The sequence below is a fragment of the Synechococcus sp. R6-5 genome, assembly GCF_047461775.1.
Classification (GTDB): domain Bacteria; phylum Cyanobacteriota; class Cyanobacteriia; order Thermostichales; family Thermostichaceae; genus Thermostichus.
This window is the reverse complement of sequence record NZ_JANSHV010000077.1, coordinates 1-15,603: the sequence shown is the minus strand read 5'-3', so window position 1 is coordinate 15,603 and position 15,603 is coordinate 1. Positions and strand designations below refer to the sequence as shown.

Here is a 15,603-nt window from a genome sequence, read left to right as displayed (position 1 = left end):
CTTATTATTGACTAGAGTCATGCTCCATAGCAGATCCCCTAGCTGCTGAGGTTACTGAAATTGCACCGCGTCAGGGTCGGCACCGTTCGCCTCACCAAGCCCGTCAGCACGTTGCCGGGGCCGATTTCCCACACCTCTTGGATGCCGTCGGCGGCCATCTGCAACACGGTTTCTCGCCAGCGGACAGGGGCAGTCATCTGGGCCAGTAGCGCCTGCTTAAGGGCTTGCGGATCCCGGCTGGCGGTGGCAGTGCAGTTGCTGTAGACGGGCACTCGCGGCGGCTGAAAGTCAACAGCGCGCAAGGTGTGGGCAAACTCCTCGGCAGCAGCCTTCATAAAGGGCGAGTGAAAGGCGCCACTTACCTTGAGGGGAACGGTGCGCTTGGCCTGCAACTGCTCACAGACGGCTTGCACCCCCTCCACTGAGCCGCTGATCACCACCTGATCCGGGCTGTTGTCGTTGGCAAGGGTGACATCGGGGATCATCTGGCACAGGTGCTCCAGCTTGTCGCGGTCAAACCCCATCACTGCCGCCATGCTGCCCGGGGGATCCCCTGCGGCTTCCATCAGTTGGCCCCGCAGCGCCACCAGCCGTAGGCCGGTTTCGAAATCAAACACGCCGGCAGCGTAGAGGGCGCTGTATTCGCCCAGACTGTGGCCAGCAGTGCAGGCAGGAGCCTGTCCCTGGGCGTAGAGATAGTCCGTCAACAGGGCCGATACGGTGAACAAAGCCGGTTGTGTGTAGCCGGTCTGGTGGATCTGGTCTTCCGATAAATCTAGGGGATCCCATCCCAGCATCTGGCGGGCCAAAGCCAACTTCTGGGCTGCTCCCTGCCAGTTCCGCAAATCCCTTCCCATGCCCACCGCTTGGGATCCCTGGCCGGGATAGATCCAGGCAACGGTCATTAATTCATTTCCCCCAACGAAACACAATCGCCCCCCAGGTAAGGCCGGCGCCAAAGCCCGCCATCACCCCCAGATCGCCGGCGCCAAAGCGTCCCTGCTCGATCCAAGTGGCCAAGGCAATCGGCACCGAAGCGCCCGAGGTGTTGCCGTAATGCTCTAAGACGCTGGCCACCCGCTGCGGATCCAGCTGCAGGCGCTTGGCTACTGCATCGAGAATGCGCTGGTTGGCCTGATGAATAAAATATCCCTGTACTGCTTCCGCCGGGATCCCGGCCCGGAAGAGAGCCTTCTCGATAACCTCCGGCACCGCCTGGACGGCGAACTTGTAGACCTCGCGGCCATTCATGGTGATGGGGCAGCAGCGATACTGCCCCACCTGCAGGGATCCCACCAGGGGCTTGGCCTCTGTAGCCATGGACAAGCTGAGCAGCTGGCTGCCACTGCCATCGCTGCGCAGCTCAATGCTGAGGATCCCGCCGGTTTCCCCCGCCTCCAGAACCACCGCCCCGGCCCCATCTCCAAACAAGACACAGGTGGTGCGATCTGCCCAGTCCACCGTACGGGAGAGCACATCCGCCGCCACCACCAAGGCCCGCCGGTACAGCCCGGTTTGCAAAAACTGCGCTGCCGTGGCCACTGCAAAGACAAAGCCCGTGCAGGCTGCCGTCAGATCAAAAGCCACCGCCCGCGTTGCTCCCAGAGCTGCCTGCACCTGAGGGGCCGAGCCAAACCGATCGACACCGGTGGAAGTGGCCAGCAGGATCAAATCCAGGTCTTGAGGCAAGATCCCGGCCTGAGCCAAAGCGGCCTTGGCTGCCTGGACCGCCAAATCCACCAAGCTCAGCTCAGGGGGCAGAATGCGCCGCTGACGAATGCCGGTGCGGGGCCAGATCCATTCGTCGGAAGTTTCGACGATCTGGCCGAGATCGTCGTTGCTCAGGCAGGGATCCGGCAGGGCAGCCCCTGCCCCCACCAGCCGCACGGTCGGGAGGCTATGGCTGGGCATCTTCCACGGGTTCGGGACAGCGGGAGGAAGTCCTTTCCAGGGATCCCAACGGCAACACTTCCGGGCCAGAGCCAGAGTAGACCTGAAGGGGCCGGGTGCGCCGCCTGGGGTTGGATTCAGGTTCGCGAGGGTCAACCATTTCCGCCTGCAGCCGCTGTAGGATTTTCTGTTCTGCCGCCTCTTTGGCCAAACGAATGGCATGGTAAACCATCGCCGCCTTGGAGCTGCCGTGGGTAATCACGCAGATGCCGTTGACTCCGAGCAGCAAAGCGCCGCCATACTCCACGTAGTCCATCCGCCGCTTCACCTGTTTTAGGTTGGGTCGGAGCAGCCAGCAGCCCAACTTGCCGCGCCAACCGCGGGGCAGCTCCTCCCGCAGCACCTGGGTGATCACCTGTCCGACGCTCTCGGCAAACTTGAGGAGGGCATTGCCCACAAAGCCGTCACACACCACCACATCAAACTCCCCGGTCAGCACATCCCGCCCCTCGGCATTGCCGGCAAAATGGATCCCTGGCAATTGGGCCAGGCGCTGGTGGGTGGCCAGAGCCAAATCGTTTCCCTTGTTGGGCTCCTCGCCGATGTTGAGCAGGCCCACCCGCGGCTTCTCGATCCCCAGCACGCACTGGCAGTAGAGGGATCCCATGCGGGCAAACTGCTCCAAAAAGCGGGGCCGGCAATCCACATTGGCCCCCACATCCAGCAGCAGCACCGGCTTGCCTTTCAAAGTGGGCAAAAGAGCGCCAATGGCCGGGCGATCGATCCCTGCCAGCCGGCCCAAATGAAGGTAGGCCGCAGCCATCGCTGCTCCGGTATTCCCGGCGGCCACCACGGCATCCGCTTGGTTGGAGCGCACCTGTTGCATCGAGATGTTGATGGAGGCTTTGGGCTTTTTGCGCACCATCAGCGGCTCTTCCGCCATGCCCACATCCTCTTCGGCAGGCACAATGGTGATCCCAGCAGGCAAGGGTTGGGGCAGAAAGGGCTTGAGGGAATCTGGACGACCGACTAGTGCAATCCCGACCCGGAGCTGCCGATGGGCCAGCAGGGCGCCCTTGATGATCTCTTCGGGAGCGTAGTCACCCCCCATCGCATCGACCGCAATTCGCACAAGCTGACCTCACACTGGAATATCCTTGGCAACTGCAAGCAGGAAGCGGGGCAAAACGCACTAACCTCTGCAGTCCCCTCGCCCGAGAATTGGGAGCCCCAGTGGCTGCAGGGTGCTAGCGAATTTTACCAGATTTGTTTTCCTCAATTAAGGCCGTAGTTCCCCTTGCGCCGGTTCTCCCCACCCCCCACAGGAAACGTGAACTCCCTCACGCCTGCGTGAGGGCAGCCAAGAGAGAGTGTACCTGCTGGACGTGGTCGCGTGCGGTGGAGTTTCTGGCTTGGTGTTGGCTCAGCTCCGTCTCCAACTGCGCCAATTCTCCCGCCAACGCTGCCCACCGATCCCGCTCTGGGTAGAGGGTGGCCTGCAGGTGATTCAGGCGACCCCAGGTTTCTGCCATGGCCTGGGCGCGCGCCCGCAGGGATCCCTCCTCTTGCTCCAGGTGTTGCCACTGCTGCTCCAATTCCTGCCGTTGGCGGGCGAGCTGCTCCTGCTGAGAAGGCAAGGACGATTCCAGTTGTTGAATGAGGGTTTGCAGACGACCTTTTTCTTGGAGAAGATCCTGCTTCTGGCTGCCGATCTGTTCCAGGAGCGGCCCAATATCGACCTGAACCGGGGCAGCAGCTTGATTTTGCAGCTGTCTAAGGCGGGCTTCCTGGCGGGTCAACTCTTCATACTCTCGCTGCAGGTTTTTTTCCTGAGGCAGCAGGGCTTCTTCCAAAGCACTGCAGGCAGACTGGGCATAGTCGATATCCATCTCGATGTCAAACCGCTCCTCTGGAGAGGCGCTGGCCAGCCGCTCTTGCAGCTCCCGCAGGGTTTGCCGGTTTTGCTCCAGTTCGGCCCGCTGCTGGCTGACCTGGGCCGCCCGCTGCTCGTAATCTCGGCGCAGTTGGCTGACCAAAGCCGCCAGCTCCTCGACCGAGATCGCCGGCTCCCCAGCCCTGCCGTTGCTGCTGCCATCGACGATAAAGTCGTACTCCTGCACCAGACGAGAGGCTTTCTGGTATAGGCTCTCTTGAGATTGCAGCTGCTGGAGAATCCTCTGCAGGTGCTCTTGATGGGCTCGCAGGGATCCCCGTCGAGTTTGCCACTCTGCTTGGCTTTGCTCCAGGGATTGTCGGGATCCCCACCAAGCGGTGTGGCGTTCTTGCCAAGCGCGGTAGTCTCGATCCAGCTCGTCTTGCCGGGCCTGGGCCTGCTGACGTTCTGCTTCCAGTTGGGCAATCTGTTGATTCAAGTGCTCCTGCTGCTGCTGAATGTGGCTTTTCAAGCTTTGCAGAAGCGCCAAGGGATCCCCAGCCGGATGTAGAGTCTCCTGGAGCTGCTGCACCAAAGCCTGTAGCTGCGCTGCTTCTGCCTCCCCCAAGCGGCTGGAGCGAGCTTCTTGCAACTGGGCTTCCAACTCTTGCCGCTGCCGATTCAGAGCTTCCCGCTGCTCTCCGATCAGGCGCTGTTGTTCAGCTAAGTAAGCTTGCTGGGCTGCCAGTTCCTCTTTGAGGCTGTCCAGAAGTTTGCGATCTTCCTCCACACTCTTGTATTGCTCATACAGCCGCTGCACCTCTTCTTCCTGGGCTGCTAGCTCCATCTCGCGGCGGGTAAGCTCATGCGCCTGAAAGGTGAGGGACTGTTTCCAAACCTCGATCTCCTCTTCCTGGCTGCGGGCTCTGAGCTGAAGTTGGCTGAAGTTTTGCAGATAGGTCACCAGTTGGCGAGCGGCTTCGCTGATGCGGGCGACCTGACGGTTGCCGGAGATTTCCGCCAGCACCAATGACCCATCCTTGAAGCGCCCAGCCTCCTGGGCGATGCGGCCTTCCAAGGTAATGGATTCTTCGTTCACGGCCACCCAGGTATTGTCCTGCTGCTGCTTGGCCAGCAATTGCAGAGACGACTTGGCAAATCCAATTGGCTTGGATAGCTCTGCTAGGTACAGCACGCCTGAACTCCTCTAAAACAGCATGGACAGCACCAGCCTTGACCCCACCGAGCCACTGCCCCTGGCCGGGGAAAAATGGACGGCCGCCAGAACATGGCTCGCCGAGGCGCATAAAGACTACACCACCTTTCTAGACTCAACCATAGGGTAAAAAAAACGCCTTCGCCAGATGAGTTTTGGGGATGCCTGGGGTAGCTATTCAAACCGGTGGCGGAGCACTAAGGTAGTCTAGGGTGTGGTGTAGAGTTGTGTTCGGGGGTTGTATGGAGCTGCAAGGTGAGCCGCTTTCTGTTCGTCGGCGTTCTCCTGCCCCGCCGGTGGTCGTAGCCTCTCAGGTGTACCAGACAACAGCGCCGGAAGCCAAACCGCGCCACATTTTGGAAGCGATCGTCTGGCACAAAGAACAGGAGGTGGAGCGCCAACGGGAGCAGCTTCCCCTGAAGCAATTGCAACGGCAACTGGATCAAGCCCCGCCGGTGCGGGATTTTGTGGCGGCCCTCACCCAGTCGCCTCACCCTATCTCTGTGATTGCCGAGGTCAAAAAAGCCTCCCCCAGCCGCGGCATCCTCCGGGATCCCTTTGACCCGGTAGCCATTGCCCAGAGCTATGAGGCCGGTGGGGCCAGTTGTCTCTCGGTGCTGACGGATGAGCGGTTCTTTCAGGGCAGTGGCGAGTATCTGCGGCAGATCCGTCAAGCGGCAGGGATCCCCATCCTCTGCAAGGAGTTCATCCTCTACCCCTACCAAATCCTCTGGGCCCGCAGCCTGGGGGCAGATGCGGTGCTGCTGATTGCCGCCATTCTCTCGGATGCGGACTTGGGCTATTTTCTCAAGCTGGTTCGGCAATTGGGCATGGCAGCTCTGCTGGAGGTGCACACTTCCCAAGAGTTGCAGCGGGTGTTGCGTTTGCCCCAACTGCAAGACTCCAGGGGGCAGGTGCTCATTGGCATCAACAATCGCGATCTGAGAACCTTTGCGGTGGACTTGAACACAACGCGCGACCTGTTGGCCGCCCACTCGGATCTCCTCGGCGAGCTGCCCATTGTCAGCGAGTCCGGCATCCATACCCCTGCCGATTTGCAGCAGTTGCGGGCCTGGGGGGTGCGCTCTGTGCTCGTGGGGGAAGCGCTGGTGACCCAGCCGGATCCCGGCCAAGCTGTGCGCCACCTGTTGTCATCTCAGTGAATGAGAACCCTCCATCATATGGATCTCTGTTAAGAACAATGGATCTCTAAGGATTGCTCAGACCGATGAAACGTATTCCTGTGCCGGCTCACATCCACTACGAATTTCTGCTGCGGGTGTTGGAGCGGCAAACCTTTCCGGCAGTAGAGGAACAGGATTTTGGCAACCGAGGCCGCACGCAAGAGCTGATCAACTCCCTGCGCAAAGCCCTCACCCAACAGGTGCAACTGGAGGAAGAGTGGCGACAGCGGGGCTATCAGGTGGACTACCGCTGGAATATGGACGAGCCTCAGCCTCCCTCTTGACCTTCCAGCCCACTGTAAGGTTTAGCATCCTTTCAGTGGCATTGGGGGGGGTTTCCAAGATGCAGGTTGTTTTGACGGTGCCCAAGCTGGCCTGTGGGGCTTGCGTGGACACCATTGCGCAAGCGGTGCGGCAACTGGATCCCCAGGCGCAGGTGGAAGGGGATCCCAAAACCAAACAGGTGCGGATTACTTCTGGGCGGTCTGTGAGCGATTTGCGGCAGGCCCTCACCCAGGTGGGATATCCCCCGGCCTAGTCAATTTTGGGCCGGGAACGGTCGGGCGTCTGTTTTGAATTTCTGTACAGATGGCTGCCTTCGCCCTGCCCAGGGTGGAGAGTAGCTGTCGTTTCATCAACAAGGTGTTGCCATGTCTGCCCATAAAGGGTCATCGGGTGCACTATCGGCCTCTGCGCCTTCTCCTGAGGGCACTTGGCAGTTGGCCCTGCAAGGGATGAGCTGTGCCTCCTGCGCCCGCAGCATCGAACAGGCCCTCGCTCAGGTGCAGGGGGTGTCCCACGGATCAGTGAATTTTGCCAGCGAGCAGGCCACCGTCAAAGGGGATCCCAGGCTGGTGGATCCGCAGGCGCTGATTCGGGCGGTGGAGCGGGCGGGGTATCGGGCGCGCCTTATCCAGGAGGATTGGCAGCTGGACGATCTGTCGGATCCAGAGCGGATCGCCCAACGGGCCGCAGAACGGGAACTGAAGCTCAAGGTGGCGATAGGGGTGGGCATCAGCACGGTGCTGGTGATCGGATCCCTGCCGATGATGCTGGGGATGGACATCCCGGGCTTTCCCATGTGGCTGCACAATCCTTGGTTGCAGTTGCTGCTGACGGCTCCGGTGCAGTTTTGGGTGGGCAGGCATTTTTACCGGGGAGCCTGGGCTGCTTGGCAACGGCGTTCAGCGGATATGAACACGCTGGTGGCCTTGGGGACGAGCGCGGCTTTTTTCTATTCTGTTTTCCCAACGGTTTTCCCCGACTATTTTCACCGGCAAGGACTGCACCCGGATGTCTATTATGAGGTGTCGGCGGTGGTCACCACCTTGATCCTGGTGGGTAAGTGGATGGAGCAACGGGCCAAAAGGCAAACCTCTGAGGCCATTCGCAAGCTGATCGGGCTGCAACCGAAAACGGCGAGGGTAATCCGCCATGGGGTGGAGCAGGATATTCCGATTCGGGAAGTGCAGGTGGGGGATCGGATCCGAGTGCGCCCCGGAGAGAAGGTGCCGGTGGATGGGGTAATCCTAGAGGGATCCTCCACCCTCGACGAGTCGATGGTGACCGGCGAGAGCCTGCCTGTTGTCAAATCGGCGGGGGATGAGGTGATTGGGGCAACGCTGAATCGGACGGGCAGCTTTGTGATGGAAGCGCGGCGGGTGGGCAAAGACACAGTTCTGGCCCAGATCGTGCGCTTGGTGCAGGAAGCTCAGGGATCCAAAGCTCCGATTCAACAGTTGGCGGATCGGGTCACCTCCTGGTTTGTGCCGGCGGTGATTGGGGTGGCAGTTCTAACTTTCGTGCTCTGGTGGGTGTTGGCGGACAACCTGACGCTGGCCTTGGTGAACACGATTGGGGTGCTGATCATCGCCTGCCCTTGTGCGCTGGGGTTGGCAACCCCCACCTCGATCCTGGTGGCCACGGGACGAGGGGCAGAATTGGGGATCCTGGTGAAAAGTGCCGACAGCCTGGAATTGGCCCACGACTTGCGCACGGTGGTCTTGGACAAAACCGGCACCCTGACCGAAGGTCGCCCTACCGTCACCGATATTTGGGCTAATGGCTCCTCTCCCCTGACGGTGTTGCGCCTGGCAGCGGCAGTAGAGCGGCACTCGGAACACCCTTTGGCCCAGGCGGTGGTGCAGAAAGCCGAAGCCGAAAAAATTGTGATCCCTCCTGCCCAGCATTTTCAGGCAAGGATAGGCAGTGGGGCAGAAGCCTGGGTGGAAGACCAGTGGATCCGCATCGGTCGGCTGAGCTGGCTACAGGAGATGGGGATCCCCTGGGATCCCTCTTGGTCAGAGCGGGTTCAGAATTGGGAAAGCCAGGGCAAAACGGTGATCGGCGTAGCCCAATCCCAGAGCCTGGTGGGGCTGTTGGCCATTGCCGATCCGCTTAAACCCACCTCTCCTGAGGCAGTGCAACAGCTGCAACAGATGGGTCTAGAGGTGATCCTGCTAACCGGGGATAACCCCACCACGGCCCAAGCGGTTGCTCGGCAGGCAGGCATTCAGCGGGTAATTGCCCAAGTCCGTCCGGATCAGAAGGCAGCTTACATACGCAGCCTAAGACAACCGCGACGGCGGGTGGCGATGGTGGGAGATGGCATTAACGATGCTCCGGCTCTGGCAGAAGCTGATGTGGGGATCGCCATTGGTACAGGTACGGATGTGGCGATGGCCGCCAGCGATATTACCCTCATGTCGGGAGATCTGCGCGGAGTCGCCACTGCCATTCAACTCAGCCGGGCCACCCTCAACAACATCCGCCAAAACCTCTTCTTCGCCTTTATCTACAATACGCTGGGGATCCCGATTGCCGCTGGGGCGCTCTATCCCTTTACAGGCTGGTTGCTCAACCCTATGCTGGCGGGGGCAGCCATGGCCCTGAGTTCCGTTTCGGTGGTCGCCAATGCCCTGCGCCTGCGACACTTTCGAGCCCACAGACCGGCAGGCCGGCGTTAGGCCCTCTCCCAGGGGCAAGGGGGATTAGCGCGGCAACAGTTTTGCTGCCCTTTGAGCATGAGTCTGCCGTACCGCTCATGCCTCAGGGCTATCTTCTGGCAGACAAGGACATCCCCCCAGGGGGCTTGGTGAACGACAAGCGGCAAGCTAACCTAAAAGGCTCAGGCAGACTGGGGAAAGCGCGGTGCAAGTCCGCCACTGTGACGCAACTGTGATGGGATCCCTCCCTCAGCCAGAACACCCACCTGCCGTTGTCCTGTACCCCTTGCGATTCACAAGGAACGGAGTTTTTTGTGTTGAATACCCTCAGTGTTTCCCCTCCCCTTTCGGTTGGGCAGCTTGCTTCTCCTTCATTGCCCCTATTGCTTATCGGCCACGGATCCCGCGACCCCCAAGGGCGGCAAGCCTTTCTGGAGCTAGCCCAGGCTTACCAAGCTCTCACCCCCCATCGACCGGTGATCCCCTGCTTTCTGGAGCTGACCCAGCCAACCATTGCCCAGGGGGTAGAGCAGTGCTTGGCCCAAGGGTGGCAGGAGATCGTGGCCCTGCCGCTGTTGCTGTTTGGGGCCCGCCACAACAAGTTCGATGTGACGATGGAACTGGATCGCCTGCAGGCCCTCTATCCCCAGTTGCGCATTCATTACGGTGGGCCGTTGGGGATCCGCATCGAGATCCTGCAACTGCTGCGAGACCGATTGGCTGCTCTGATAGCTGCCCAACCGCGGCGGATCCCAGAGGCAGAAACCGTGCTCCTATTTGTGGGTCGCGGCTCCAGCGATCCTGAGGCCAATGCCGAAGCCTGTAAACTGGCTCGGCTGCTTTGGGAAGGATCCGGGTTTGCCGCTGTGGAGACCTGCTTTATCGGCATTACCCATCCCCGCCTGCCTGTGGGGTTGGAGCGGGCCTTGTCCTGGCATCCGCGCCGGGTGATCGTGCTGCCCTACTTTCTGTTTACGGGGGTGTTGGTGAAAAAAATCGAGGCGGCAGTGGAGAAACAACGACAACGACAGCCGGAAATCGACTGGCTGATGCTGCCGGAATTGGGCCTTGTGGATACGGTGCTGCACAGCCTGCAGCAACTGGAGCAGGAAGCCCTGCAGGGCCAAACCCCGATGAACTGCCACCTGTGCAAGTTTCGCCTGGCCGTGAGCGCAGAGGTTGGAGCTGGATCCAGCCATCACCACCCTCACGAGCCTCATGACCACCATCACGGGCACGGATCCCATCACCACCCTCATTCTCACCATCACCCTCAGCACGGCCACACCCACGCAGCGGCTGGGGATCCCTGGGCCCAATTAGAGGGCTACCACCAACGGGCATGGCAGGTGCCCTAAGAGGGAAACAGAGGCTGCTGGCGGGATAAACTGAGTGCAGACAGGCCATTTTTGAACCTGGTTTTCCCGCTCTAGCGGTTGTGATGACGAAAAAACGATGATGCTCTCCCGCTCCTCTTGGGTTTCAGGTGCCGCTGCCGCGGGGAGCGGGATCTTTGTTTTCGCCCTGGTGGTGGGGCTGCTGGATCAGATCCTGCCCACCCTGCCCAAGGTTTCCCTCTCCCTGGCCGGGATCCCTGGGATCCTGGCTGCCGCTGGGGCCTCCTATGGGGCCTGGCGGGTGGTTCAGATGGGTCTGCAGTCGGGCTCCTGGACTGATTTTCGGGCCTCGCTGGTAGCGGCTCTGTCTCCCTTTGATCCCGCCGATTATGGCGGCAACCCTCGGCAACCCGAGGAGGATTCTCTCCCTTTGCAGTCGGTTGACGAGGATCCTCAAACCCAGATCCGCGATCGACAAATTCTTGATCAAGCTGAGCAGCAGACGGAAACTGAAACCGAAGTAAGCGAACACACTCAAGTAAGACTGCAGGGCGAGCAGCACCAGGATCAAGCTTCGCAGGCCAAGGCCCAACAGTTGCAGCCCCTACAAGAATTGTCATCACCTTCTTCCCCAAGCCCTGAGTCGGCAAAACCCACACCAGAGCCAGAGCTCAACCAAAAACTTCGCCAACTCCAGATGCAGGTCGCCACTCTGAAAATAGAACTGGAACTCCAAGAAATCCAACTGCAGCAGTTGGAGGTGAGGCGGACTCGGCTTCAGCAGCAGAAGCAGAAACTCAAGCACGTTCTGCGTCGCACGGCGTCCGAAAATCAAAGGCTGCGCTTCTTACAGGAGCAAAAAGCCCGGCAACTGGAGCAAACTCAGCAAGAGCTGCAAACTTTGCGAGAGTCCTACCGCGCCTTGCAAGTTCTACAGGAAATAAGCTCCACCCTAACCCAAAACCCATCTCACGAAAGGGCGGAAACGGAGTCCTCTGGATCCTCCGACTAGCCGACCCGCTTTAGAACAAATACACTCCCCTCGCTGCCCCGACCCAGCCGCAAGTCTTCATCCAAATAGGTGATATCCAGCCAACCCGTTGGCTCGCGGCGGCGGATATCGATTTGAATAGCCGGGATCCGCTCCGGAGCCCGCTCGAGCAAATCGAGAAAACTCTCGATCTCGTAGCTCATCAAAGCTTGGGATCCGAACACCAATCGCTCGAAAATCACCCTCACCCGGCGCTCCGATTCGGGGTAAAAGCGCGCTGATACAGCCAAGACTCCCCGTGGCACCCAAGCCTCCAGCCAACCGGATCCCTGGATCTCCGCCACGTTGAAGACCCGTCCAGCCTTGGCCCGAATACACTGGTAGATCTCGCCGGTGGTCAAAAAAGGCAACTGTGCCAGCCGCAGCAGAGCTGTGCTCGTGGTAAATAGGGTGAGCCAGTTCCCCTCCAACCCTTCAGGAGCCGATGTTGGCTTGGGGGTGGGGTTGAGCGCTTCTAGGACGGCAATTTGAGACAAAATCTGGGCTTTTTGGTCAGGGGAGACTTTCCGGCCCCGGTCGGTTGCCTCCAGCAGGTGCAGCAGAGCCGATTTTTGCTGAGCCAGGGCCATGAGCACACTCCAAGGCATCAACCCCATTTTAGAGAACGCCAGATCCGGCTGCCCTCAACCGTCTTCTTCTACGGGTTTCAGATTTAGATCTGCCACCTGCTCATACCCCAGCCCGGCCCGCACCACCAGCGGCTCGGATCCCGTCAAGTCAATTACCGTAGAGACCTTGGCCCGACGGGGGGCATCGTCATCCAGCACCAGATCCACCTGTTTTTCCAACTGCCGCATCTCTTCAGCCGCAAAGATCCCACCCTCATCCCAGGGGTCGCTCTCCCACTCCCAGGCTTGCCCAGAACTTAAGTCCAGGGATCCGACGGGATCCCCCCCCAGCTTGGCAGAGGTGGAGACAATTGGATTGCCCAACTCTTCCAGCAAAGCCTGACAAATGGCCGAGTCGGGCACGCGGATGCCGGTGGTTTTCCGTTTGGGCTCCATCACCAACTTGGGCACCAGCTTGGTGGCCGGCAACAGAAACGTAAACGGGCCCGGGATCAGCCGCCGCATCAGCCGATAGGCCGAATCGGTTACCTGGGCATAGTGGGCAATGCGTGAGAGAGAAGGGCACAAAAAGGTAAGAGGCTTGTCGTTGGAGAGCTGCTTGATACGGCGTACCCGCTCCACTGCTTGTTTGTGGGTCACATCGCAGCCAATGGCATAGACTGTATCGGTGGGGTAAAGCATCACCGCCCCCTCCCGCAAAGCCGCCGCAATCCGCCGGATGGAACGGGCCTGGGGCTGTTGCGGATGCAGCTTAAAGTACTCGGCCATCGGGCAGATGGGAAGAGGTCAAGACTGGGAGCAGCTACCCCCCAGGGGGTTTTCCACAAGAGGGCGGGGGGTCGGTGGCACCGACGCGGGCGGGGATCCCTGAGATTCGGGCCAGTCCTTCAGTTGTTGCATCAGGGCTTGGATGTGCAGACGGGGCAGATAGGGCCAGTCGCCGGCTTCTTCCAAATCCTGAAGCACCCGATACAGAGCTTGACGGGTATTGGGCAAAGACTCCCGAAAGGCACCTTCCAGGATCGCGCGGTGCAACTCCTCCAGCAGCCGCAGGAGCATCAGCAGCTCCACACACGCTCCCGCCCTCGCCTGGGCCGCCTGTTCAACAGCCAACATGATCTGACGCAAATCCGGTGGCAGATCCTCCGCCGAGATATACATAGCCACTCGTCTCTGGGTTCTGGGAAGGCAGGGGCTTTCCTATTCTAAGATTCTTCTGCCCTAGGACTGGATGGATTTTGCCCCCACAAGATCCAACTGCGCAGGCTGTTGGGATCCCCGACCCAGGCACTGCCACACCCGCTGCAAGAGGGCATCCAGCCCCTGCTTGGCAATCGCAGAAATGGTCACCACCGAAGTGCCGGCAGCAGCAGACAGCCTCTGGGCGCGCTCGGCAACCTGCTGGGGATCCAGAACATCGATCTTGTTCAAAACCAGGATTTGTGGCTTATCGATTAACCCGTGGCCGTAGGCGCGCAGCTCCTGCTGAATAACCTGGTAATCCTTGACGGGATCCGCCGCCGTGCCATCCACCAAATGAATCAGTACCCTGGTACGCTCCACATGGCGCAAAAACTCATGGCCCAGCCCCACCCCCAAGTGCGCCCCCTCGATCAGCCCCGGAATATCGGCAAACACCACCCCATCTCCCGATGGATGGGGCACCACCCCCAAATTGGGCTGCAACGTGGTGAAGGGGTAGTCAGCAATCTTGGGCCGGGCAGAGGAGACCACCGAAATCAGAGTGGACTTGCCCGCATTGGGCAGGCCGACAATGCCCACCTCGGCAATCAACTTCAGCTCCAGGCGCAGGCGCACCCGTTCTCCCGCTTCGCCCTTGGTGAATTGGCGGGGGGCGCGATTGTGGTTGCTCAAAAAATGGGCATTGCCTAAGCCGCCTTTGCCCCCACGGGCTACCAGCAATTGATCCCCCTTGCCCACCAGATCGCCCAACAATTCCCCCGTCTCCGCATTGAACACCACAGTACCGCAGGGCACCCGCACCAGCCGATCCGCACCACTGGCCCCGCTGCGATGGTTGGGCCCCCCTTTGGCCCCGTGTTCCGCCTTGATCACCGGTTGAAAGCGAAAATCCAACAGAGTTTGCAGGCCGGGATCGGCCACCAAGATCACCGAGCCGCCCCGCCCGCCATTGCCGCCGGATGGCCCCCCAGCCGGCACATACTTCTCACGGCGGAAGGCAACGATGCCATCTCCGCCATTTCCCCCTTGCACTTCAATTTCGGCTTGGTCGATAAAGTGCAATCGTTCTTCTCCCAAATCTTCTATCTTCCAGCTTGGCAAGATCCCCGGAAAACTTGCCACAAAAGACGCTCCTCTAAGCTACGATAGTATTTCCCAGCCACATCCCCCACAGGTGGGAAAGTGGGAGAGTGAATGCACTCTCATCTGGGATTCTGCTAAACTCAACTGGCCTTCTACCCTTTATCCCGCGCAACTGATCTGTTACTGCACCCCTATGAGTCGATTCACTGCTGCCGATGTAGGTTTTACCACTGAAGACTTTGCCGCCCTTCTGGATAAGTACGACTATCACTTCAGCCCTGGCGAAATTGTGGCGGGTACAGTATTCTCGGTGGAGCCACGCGGTGCTTTGATCGATATTGGGGCCAAAACGGCTGCCTTTCTGCCGCTCCAGGAGATGTCGATTAGCCGCCTGGAAGACCCGCACGAGATGCTGCAGCCGGGAGAAACCCGCGAGTTTTTTATCCTCACCGAAGAAAACGAAGAGGGACAGCTGACCCTCTCCATCCGCCGCATCGAGTACATGCGGGCCTGGGAACGGGTACGGCAGCTCCAGAAAGAAGATGCCACCGTTCGCTCAACCATTTTTGCTACCAACCGAGGTGGAGCCCTGGTGCGGATTGAGGGGCTGCGGGGCTTTATCCCCGGATCCCACATCAGCACCCGCAAGCCAAAAGAAGAGCTGGTGGGCGAAGAGCTGCCCCTGAAGTTTTTAGAGGTGGACGAAGACCGCAACCGCTTGGTGTTGAGCCATCGCCGCGCCTTGGTGGAGCGGAAGATGAACAAGCTGGAAGTGGGCGAGGTGGTGGTCGGCACGGTGCGGGGCATCAAGCCCTATGGTGCCTTCATCGATATTGGCGGCGTCTCCGGCCTGCTGCACATTTCCGAGATCTCCCACGATCATGTTGACACGCCCCACAGCGTCTTCAACGTCAACGACGAAGTGAAGGTGATGATCATCGATCTAGATGCGGAGCGGGGGCGGATCTCGCTGTCCACCAAGCAACTGGAGCCCAATCCCGGCGACATGATTCGGGATCCCAAGCTGGTTTACGAGAAGGCTGAGGAAATGGCAGCCAAGTACCGTGAGCAACTGCTGGCCGCTAAGCAAGGACAAGCGGCAGAGGCCCCACCGGAAGTGGTGGAAGAGGAGCTGGAATACGCGGCGACGGCTGTGGAATGATCACAAACTTTGCGTATTTCTGCCTGCTACAAGGCTTAGCTAGGCCGCCGAGAAGCCCGGCCCTCTCTCGCTTTAGCGGCGCGGAGCGCT

General features: G+C 60.0%; 15 protein-coding genes and 1 riboswitch. Of the genes, 7 read left to right on the top strand and 8 right to left on the bottom strand.

What is annotated here, in order from left to right; genetic code table 11:
* Positions 1 to 38: 38 nt before the first annotated feature.
* From fabD to hmpF, 4 genes are all read right to left on the bottom strand, one after another.
* A complete protein-coding gene (gene fabD / locus NW818_RS04750) occupies positions 39 to 905 on the bottom strand; it encodes an ACP S-malonyltransferase (protein ID WP_414423951.1) in 867 nt (288 codons plus the stop codon).
* A 4-nt stretch (positions 906 to 909) separates the two neighbouring features.
* The gene (locus NW818_RS04745) at positions 910 to 1,911 is read right to left on the bottom strand and encodes a beta-ketoacyl-ACP synthase III (protein ID WP_414383153.1); all 1,002 of its coding nucleotides are present in this window, start codon (positions 1,909 to 1,911) and stop codon (positions 910 to 912) included.
* The gene (gene plsX, locus NW818_RS04740; RefSeq protein ID WP_414423953.1) at positions 1,898 to 3,001 is read right to left on the bottom strand and encodes a phosphate acyltransferase PlsX; all 1,104 of its coding nucleotides are present in this window, start codon (positions 2,999 to 3,001) and stop codon (positions 1,898 to 1,900) included. Before plsX ends, NW818_RS04745 begins: the two co-directional genes overlap by 14 nt.
* Positions 3,002 to 3,230: 229 nt before the next feature.
* The gene (gene hmpF / locus NW818_RS04735) at positions 3,231 to 4,958 is read right to left on the bottom strand and encodes a pilus motility taxis protein HmpF (protein WP_414423950.1); all 1,728 of its coding nucleotides are present in this window, start codon (positions 4,956 to 4,958) and stop codon (positions 3,231 to 3,233) included.
* Positions 4,959 to 5,221: 263 nt separating this feature from the next.
* On the opposite strand from hmpF, the gene trpC reads away from it, so the two are divergent.
* The 6 genes from trpC (at position 5,222) to NW818_RS04705 (ending at position 11,457) form a co-directional block, all read left to right on the top strand.
* Positions 5,222 to 6,142, top strand: a complete 921-nt coding sequence (gene trpC, locus NW818_RS04730) for an indole-3-glycerol phosphate synthase TrpC (protein WP_414423949.1) — start codon at positions 5,222 to 5,224, stop codon at positions 6,140 to 6,142.
* Positions 6,143 to 6,207: 65 nt separating this feature from the next.
* Positions 6,208 to 6,447 carry a DUF5340 domain-containing protein gene (locus NW818_RS04725; RefSeq protein ID WP_041436722.1) on the top strand — a complete coding sequence of 80 codons (240 nt, stop codon included), beginning with the start codon at positions 6,208 to 6,210 and terminating at the stop codon, positions 6,445 to 6,447.
* Positions 6,448 to 6,506: 59 nt separating this feature from the next.
* Entirely contained in the window at positions 6,507 to 6,701 is a 195-nt protein-coding gene (locus NW818_RS04720; protein ID WP_414423948.1) for a heavy-metal-associated domain-containing protein, read from the top strand.
* 112 nt (positions 6,702 to 6,813) lie between these two features.
* Complete coding sequence (locus tag NW818_RS04715; protein ID WP_414423947.1) at positions 6,814 to 9,129, top strand: heavy metal translocating P-type ATPase; 2,316 nt, start codon at positions 6,814 to 6,816, stop codon at positions 9,127 to 9,129.
* Between the two features lie 127 nt (positions 9,130 to 9,256).
* A riboswitch (cobalamin riboswitch) is annotated at positions 9,257 to 9,393 on the top strand.
* A 32-nt stretch (positions 9,394 to 9,425) separates the two neighbouring features.
* Positions 9,426 to 10,466 (top strand): sirohydrochlorin chelatase, encoded by a 1,041-nt coding sequence (locus NW818_RS04710; RefSeq protein WP_414423952.1) that lies wholly within the window; start codon positions 9,426 to 9,428, stop codon positions 10,464 to 10,466.
* A gap of 97 nt (positions 10,467 to 10,563) precedes the next feature.
* On the top strand, positions 10,564 to 11,457 hold the full coding sequence (locus tag NW818_RS04705; RefSeq protein WP_414419253.1) for a hypothetical protein: 894 nt from the start codon (positions 10,564 to 10,566) through the stop codon (positions 11,455 to 11,457).
* On the opposite strand, the gene NW818_RS04700 is transcribed toward NW818_RS04705, so the two are convergent.
* The 4 genes from NW818_RS04700 to obgE are packed head-to-tail and all read right to left on the bottom strand — an operon-like array spanning position 11,454 to position 14,330.
* Positions 11,454 to 12,065 carry a PAP/fibrillin family protein gene (locus NW818_RS04700; protein WP_414423946.1) on the bottom strand — a complete coding sequence of 204 codons (612 nt, stop codon included), beginning with the start codon at positions 12,063 to 12,065 and terminating at the stop codon, positions 11,454 to 11,456. The genes NW818_RS04705 and NW818_RS04700 overlap by 4 nt on opposite strands.
* 54 nt (positions 12,066 to 12,119) lie before the next feature.
* Positions 12,120 to 12,833 carry an L-threonylcarbamoyladenylate synthase gene (locus tag NW818_RS04695; protein WP_414331536.1) on the bottom strand — a complete coding sequence of 238 codons (714 nt, stop codon included), beginning with the start codon at positions 12,831 to 12,833 and terminating at the stop codon, positions 12,120 to 12,122.
* 18 nt (positions 12,834 to 12,851) lie between these two features.
* A complete protein-coding gene (locus NW818_RS04690; protein ID WP_238376778.1) occupies positions 12,852 to 13,226 on the bottom strand; it encodes a hypothetical protein in 375 nt (124 codons plus the stop codon).
* Positions 13,227 to 13,286: 60 nt separating this feature from the next.
* Complete coding sequence (obgE, locus tag NW818_RS04685) at positions 13,287 to 14,330, bottom strand: GTPase ObgE (RefSeq protein ID WP_414342608.1); 1,044 nt, start codon at positions 14,328 to 14,330, stop codon at positions 13,287 to 13,289.
* 214 nt (positions 14,331 to 14,544) lie between these two features.
* Between obgE and NW818_RS04680 the strand changes: the two genes are divergently transcribed.
* Positions 14,545 to 15,513: a 30S ribosomal protein S1 gene (locus NW818_RS04680; protein ID WP_011433921.1), complete on the top strand. Its 969-nt coding sequence runs from the start codon at positions 14,545 to 14,547 to the stop codon at positions 15,511 to 15,513.
* Positions 15,514 to 15,603 lie beyond the last annotated feature (90 nt).

Coding starts and splice junctions, on each gene's coding strand:
- fabD (WP_414423951.1), bottom strand. CDS start 905: ATGACCGTTGCCTGGATCTATCCCGGCCAGGGATCCCAAGCGGTGGGC.
- NW818_RS04745 (WP_414383153.1), bottom strand. CDS start 1,911: ATGCCCAGCCATAGCCTCCCGACCGTGCGGCTGGTGGGGGCAGGGGCT.
- plsX (WP_414423953.1), bottom strand. CDS start 3,001: ATGGGGGGTGACTACGCTCCCGAAGAGATCATCAAGGGCGCCCTGCTG.
- trpC (WP_414423949.1), top strand. CDS start 5,222: ATGGAGCTGCAAGGTGAGCCGCTTTCTGTTCGTCGGCGTTCTCCTGCC.
- NW818_RS04725 (WP_041436722.1), top strand. CDS start 6,208: ATGAAACGTATTCCTGTGCCGGCTCACATCCACTACGAATTTCTGCTG.
- NW818_RS04720 (WP_414423948.1), top strand. CDS start 6,507: ATGCAGGTTGTTTTGACGGTGCCCAAGCTGGCCTGTGGGGCTTGCGTG.
- NW818_RS04715 (WP_414423947.1), top strand. CDS start 6,814: ATGTCTGCCCATAAAGGGTCATCGGGTGCACTATCGGCCTCTGCGCCT.
- NW818_RS04705 (WP_414419253.1), top strand. CDS start 10,564: ATGATGCTCTCCCGCTCCTCTTGGGTTTCAGGTGCCGCTGCCGCGGGG.
- NW818_RS04700 (WP_414423946.1), bottom strand. CDS start 12,065: ATGGCCCTGGCTCAGCAAAAATCGGCTCTGCTGCACCTGCTGGAGGCA.
- NW818_RS04695 (WP_414331536.1), bottom strand. CDS start 12,833: ATGGCCGAGTACTTTAAGCTGCATCCGCAACAGCCCCAGGCCCGTTCC.
- NW818_RS04690 (WP_238376778.1), bottom strand. CDS start 13,226: ATGTATATCTCGGCGGAGGATCTGCCACCGGATTTGCGTCAGATCATG.
- NW818_RS04680 (WP_011433921.1), top strand. CDS start 14,545: ATGAGTCGATTCACTGCTGCCGATGTAGGTTTTACCACTGAAGACTTT.